Annotated in this window: 5 protein-coding genes; 2 read left to right on the forward strand and 3 right to left on the reverse strand. The window is 67.1% G+C overall.

The features are described from left to right. Positions 1 to 529 (forward strand): 2OG-Fe(II) oxygenase (locus tag SX243_25200; protein MDY7096287.1); only part of this gene is annotated, 529 nt, incomplete at its 5' end. Positions 530 to 644: 115 nt separating this feature from the next. Then, positions 645 to 2,042 carry an arylsulfotransferase family protein gene (locus tag SX243_25205; GenBank protein MDY7096288.1) on the forward strand — a complete coding sequence of 466 codons (1,398 nt, stop codon included), beginning with the start codon at positions 645 to 647 and terminating at the stop codon, positions 2,040 to 2,042. 50 nt (positions 2,043 to 2,092) lie between these two features. On the opposite strand, the gene SX243_25210 is transcribed toward SX243_25205, so the two are convergent. The 3 genes from SX243_25210 to SX243_25220 all read right to left on the reverse strand — a co-directional run. Next, positions 2,093 to 3,577: a sulfatase gene (locus SX243_25210; protein MDY7096289.1), complete on the reverse strand. Its 1,485-nt coding sequence runs from the start codon at positions 3,575 to 3,577 to the stop codon at positions 2,093 to 2,095. Between the two features lie 54 nt (positions 3,578 to 3,631). Beyond that, on the reverse strand, positions 3,632 to 4,045 hold the full coding sequence (locus SX243_25215) for a helix-turn-helix transcriptional regulator (protein ID MDY7096290.1): 414 nt from the start codon (positions 4,043 to 4,045) through the stop codon (positions 3,632 to 3,634). Between the two features lie 97 nt (positions 4,046 to 4,142). Continuing rightward, a partial coding sequence (locus tag SX243_25220; protein ID MDY7096291.1) for a response regulator occupies positions 4,143 to 4,579 on the reverse strand: 437 nt, incomplete at its 5' end.

Genomic DNA, 4,579 nt, shown 5'->3' on the forward strand with positions numbered 1-4,579 from the left:
CCTGGAGGGCGGCGGCATGCACCAGACGGAGCGCGGCGGCTTCCTCAACATCCACGCCGACTTCACCATGCACCACCACAAGACCAACTGGCGCCGGCGGTGCAACCTGATCCTCTTCCTGAATCCCGGCTGGCAGGAGGAATGGCGGGGAGCCTTGGAGCTGTGGGACCGGGGCATGAAGCGCAGCGAGGAAGAGGTGCTGCCCTTGCTCAACCACGCCGTGCTCTTCAACACCGACGAGGACTCCTACCACGGCTACCCCGACCCCATCCAATGCCCCTCCGGGGTCACCCGCAAGAGCCTGGCGTTGTACTACTACACGGAGGAGCGGAACCCCCGCTACAAGGCCCGCTCCACCGACTACCGCGCCCGCCCCGGGGAACGCTGGAAGGCACCGCTGATCTGGCTCGACAAGGCGGCGGTGGCCCTCTACTCGTGGCTCAAACGCAAGCTGGGGCTGTCCGACGACTTCGCCAGCCGGGTCCTCGGCTTTCTCTCGCGCAAGAACAAGTCCAGCAAGAAGACATAAAGCCGGAGAAATCAACTCCTTGGGTGATCGTTCCTCCAACGGCGGGCTGCTGAGGCTCCGGTGCCCCAAACTCCGGTACCCCAGGCTCTGGAACCAGTGGCTCGGGGCCGGTCTGGTGCTCCCGCTGCTCCTCCTCGGCTGCAGTTCCGGAGACCCGGCCTCCGCCCCCACCGCCAACGAAGCTCCAGCCGGCTCTCCGGCCTCCCCAGGAGCTCAAAGCGCCGAGTCGGCGCAAAGCGGCGGCGAGGCCTCCCTCGACGACCTCCGCGCCCTGCCCTACACCGGCTTCAGTCCCGCCGGCGAGGATCGGGACAAGGCGGGGGTGGTGGCCCTCGACCGTGGCCGCTCCGAGCCCGGCTACAACCTCACCACCCATCGCTCCCTGTGCACCGCGGAGCTCCTCTCCGCCACCGGCCGGACCCTCGGACGCTGGCGCATGGACGGCTGCCGGCACTGGTCCAACAGCCGGCTGCTGGGCGACGGTGATCTGCTGGTCATCGGCATGGACGACCACGACGACCGGAGCCCGTATGAATCCCGCTTCCTGGCGCGCCTCGCCTGGGACGGGACGGTACGCTGGAAACACACGCTGCCGGTGCACCACGACGCCGCCCCCATCCCGATAGCTAGCGTCCCCCAGGAGGCCTCCGGCGGAGCCCTCCTCGCCCTCGGCGCTGCGTATCGGGACGATGCCCCGGATTGGCCGCCGTCTTGGCTGTCGGAAGAGCTGTCGGAGCGGCCTCCGGGCAAGAAGAAGCCGCGGCTCTATGACAACCGCCTCCTGCTCCTCGACTCCGCCGGCGCCGTAGTGGCGGAGCGCTCGGTCTACGACCTCTTCCGGGCCGGTCCCTACCCCTTCGACTTCCAGCCGGTGGCGCCGAAGAAAACCCAGGACGGCACCCGCGCCGTGGATCTCTTCCATCTCAATTCGGTGCAGTGGAATCCCTACCCGGAGCTCGCGGACCGCGACCCCCTCTACGGCGCCGGCCATGTGTTGCTGTGCAGCCGCCACCAGGACACGGTGGCGGTGGTGCGCTGGAGCACCGGCGAGCTGGTGTGGGCCTGGGGCCAGGGCATCCTCTCCGGCCCCCACGACGCCAGCTGGCTGCCCAACGGCCACCTGCTGATCTTCGACAACGGTCTGGAGCGCGGCTGGTCGCGGGTGCTGGAGGTGGATCCCCTAGGCGGTGAGGCCCACCGCGGGGAAGTCGTCTGGGAGTACCGAACCGAGGAGCCGGAGGACTTCTTCACCCTCAGCCGCGGCTCGGCCCAGCGCCTGGCCGGTGGCAACACGCTAGTGGCGGAGTCGGATCGCGGCCGGTCCTTCGAGGTCACCCCCGGCGGCGAAATCGTCTGGGAGTACTTCAGCCCCTACATCAACCAGCGGGACGAGCGCGCCACCATCGTGCGCATGCGCCGCTACCCCCCACAGCTCATCGACCGCCTGCGCCGCGACCTCGGCGCCCCGGCCCTGGCCCCACCGCCGGACGCGGAGAGCGCCAAGGACGAATAGAGCCCCTGGGACCGCCGGCTTCTTGCCGGCTCTGCTCTCCCACCCCCGGCTCAATACCCCAACGAGCGCAGCGTCTTCTCCAGCTCCTCGTCGATCTCCTCCGGACCGCCCTCCGCCACCGGGTGGGCTACGATCCAGGCCTTGATGCGGCGGCGCAGGTCGTCCAGCACCTCCGGATGCTCGGCGGAGACATCCTGCAGCTCCGCCGGATCCGCCTCCAGATCGAAGAGCTTCTGCAGCCCGTGCTGCCCGACGATGAGCTTCCAACGGCCGGTGCGCACCCCCACCACCTCGCCTTCGAAGACCGGGCGCAGCTCGTCGCCGGCCACCGAGCTCAGCCGCTCCCGCCGCTCCATGCGGCGCTCCCGGGCGCCGGAATCGTAGCGGGGATTCTGAAAGTAGGCCGCCGAGTCCCGGGTCGAGTCCTCCGGCGGCGGTGCCAGCAACGACGTACCGCCAAAGTCCTCCGGCACCGGCAGGCCGGCCACCTCGAGCATCGTCGGCGCCAGGGCCAGCAGATCCACCGGCCGGTCGACGACCTCACCGGGTGCCCAGCGCCCGGAAGCTGTCGCCGGTAGCCGCAGGATCAAGGGAACGTGGAGGGCGCCTTCGTACAGGCAGGTGCCGTGCTCGAAATAGATGCCGTTGCTGAAGCATTCCCCGTGGTCGGAGGTGACCACCACCAGGGTCTCTTCGCTCATCCCCGCAGCCTCCAGCCGGTCCAGAAGCCTGCCCACCCAATGGTCAACGTAGCGCACCTCGCCGTCGTATTGGGCCAGGGCCCAGTCCAGCACCTCTCGGGGCACGTCGCCGTCGGTGCGCTCCAGCAGCGGTTTGAGCAAAGGCCGGGAGAAATAGGGTAGCTCTTCCTCCAGCCCCACCGGCGGCGCCACAGCGTAGGGCGCCGGGGGCGCGTAGGGCATGTGGGGGTCGTACATGTGCACCCAGAGGAAGAACGGCGCTGCTCCAGTTTGCTCTCCCAGCCAGCGCTCCGCCGCCGTCACCACCTCTTCGGCGCTGCGGTCCTCACCGCGGTCCGGTGCTTCGAAGACCTGGAAACCGCGATCCGCACCGGAACCCGGCGCCAGCAGCTTGACGCCGGTGAAGGCGGCGGTGCGATAGCCGGCCTCCGCCAACTCCTCGGTGACCGTCCGCACCCCTTCCGGCAGGGGGGACGCGTTGCTCAGCGAGCCGTGATCCCGCGGGTAGCGGGAGGTGAGCATGGTGAAGTGGGAAGGCCGAGTCACCGGCATCGGGCAGGAGGCCGCCGCGAAGCGCACCCCGGCGGCGGCCAGGGCGTCCAGCCGTGGGGTGGGATCCCCGGTGGCCCCGTAGCTCCCCAGGTGATCCGCCCGCAATGTGTCGAGGGAGACGAAGAGAATGTTGGGGCCGTCGTGGACCTCCTGAGAGGCCCCTGCGGAGAGCTGTTCTGGAGGTGGCTCGGACGGCCCGCCACAGGCTGCCAGGAGCAGTAGGAAGATCGCGCCCAGCACGTGACGAGCAGCGAGGAGGGTCCGCAACGGATGAGGTCTCATGGGGTGAGCCTATCCGAATCCGCAGACGCCTTGGGGAGCTAGCAGTAGTGAAGCTCAGGATTTGAGGTGGCGGATCAGCTGCAGCAACCCCGGCAGCATGCTCACCAAGACCTCTTCCTCTTCGGGAGTGATGCCGGATCCGTCCAGCACCTGCCGCACCATGTCCCGAAACCGAGTCTGCAACTCCAGGGTCGGCAGCACTTGCTTGGATTTGCGGTCCTCCGCGTCCCGCCCAACGGAACGCTGGGAAACCGCCACCATCTGCAAAGCGTTGGTCAGATCCACGACATCGCAGTCCAGGGCCTGCAGGACCCTTTCGGTGGTGTCCAGGCTCGGGCGATGCTTTCCCGTCTCGTAGGCACTTAACATGGCGGGGGTGATGCCCGCGGTCTGCGCTACTTCTCGTTGCTTCTGCACTCGCTGGGTTCTCAACCAACGAAGGGCCGCACCGATATTTCTGAAGTCCATAGACAAATTAGTCTAAAGAAGCACGACTTTTCACGCAAGCATAATCTGATGTTTGCAAATCTAAATTTTTACTGATCTTTTTACCGGCAGGATGTTCTCATCCACTACGGGAAAGCAGCCCGTCGATAGCCGCGAAGAGGCGTTGCTCGTCGACGATGGGCTTGCCGACATAGGCATCGAAGCCATTGGCCAGAAGCTTGTCCTGCTCGCCGCTGAGAGCGTGGGCGGTGAGAGCGATGACCGGCAAGTCCTTGAGCGCCATATCCCGGCGCAACCGCCGCAGGACCTGGATGCCGTCCATCACCGGTAAGGAGATGTCCAGCAGCAGCAGGTCCGGCCGCTGGCGGCGCAGTCCCTCCAACCCCTGCTGGCCATCGGGGTACTCGACGAGCTGATAGCGTCCCTCGAGCATGATGCGCAAGAGCAGGCGGCTATCGTCGTTGTCCTCGATGACGGCGAGGGTGGGCAGAGAAGATGCTTCCGGCTGGTTCGTGCTCACCGGCAAACTATAGCATTCGATCAATCCTAACTCAT

The sequence above is a fragment of the Acidobacteriota bacterium genome (assembly GCA_034211275.1).
Lineage (GTDB): Bacteria > Acidobacteriota > Thermoanaerobaculia > Multivoradales > JAHZIX01 > JAGQSE01.

Excerpts from the sequence above, each read along its gene's own strand:
- SX243_25210 (MDY7096289.1), bottom strand. The coding sequence starts at position 3,577 with ATGAGACCTCATCCGTTGCGGACCCTCCTCGCTGCTCGTCACGTGCTG.
- SX243_25215 (MDY7096290.1), bottom strand. The coding sequence starts at position 4,045 with ATGGACTTCAGAAATATCGGTGCGGCCCTTCGTTGGTTGAGAACCCAG.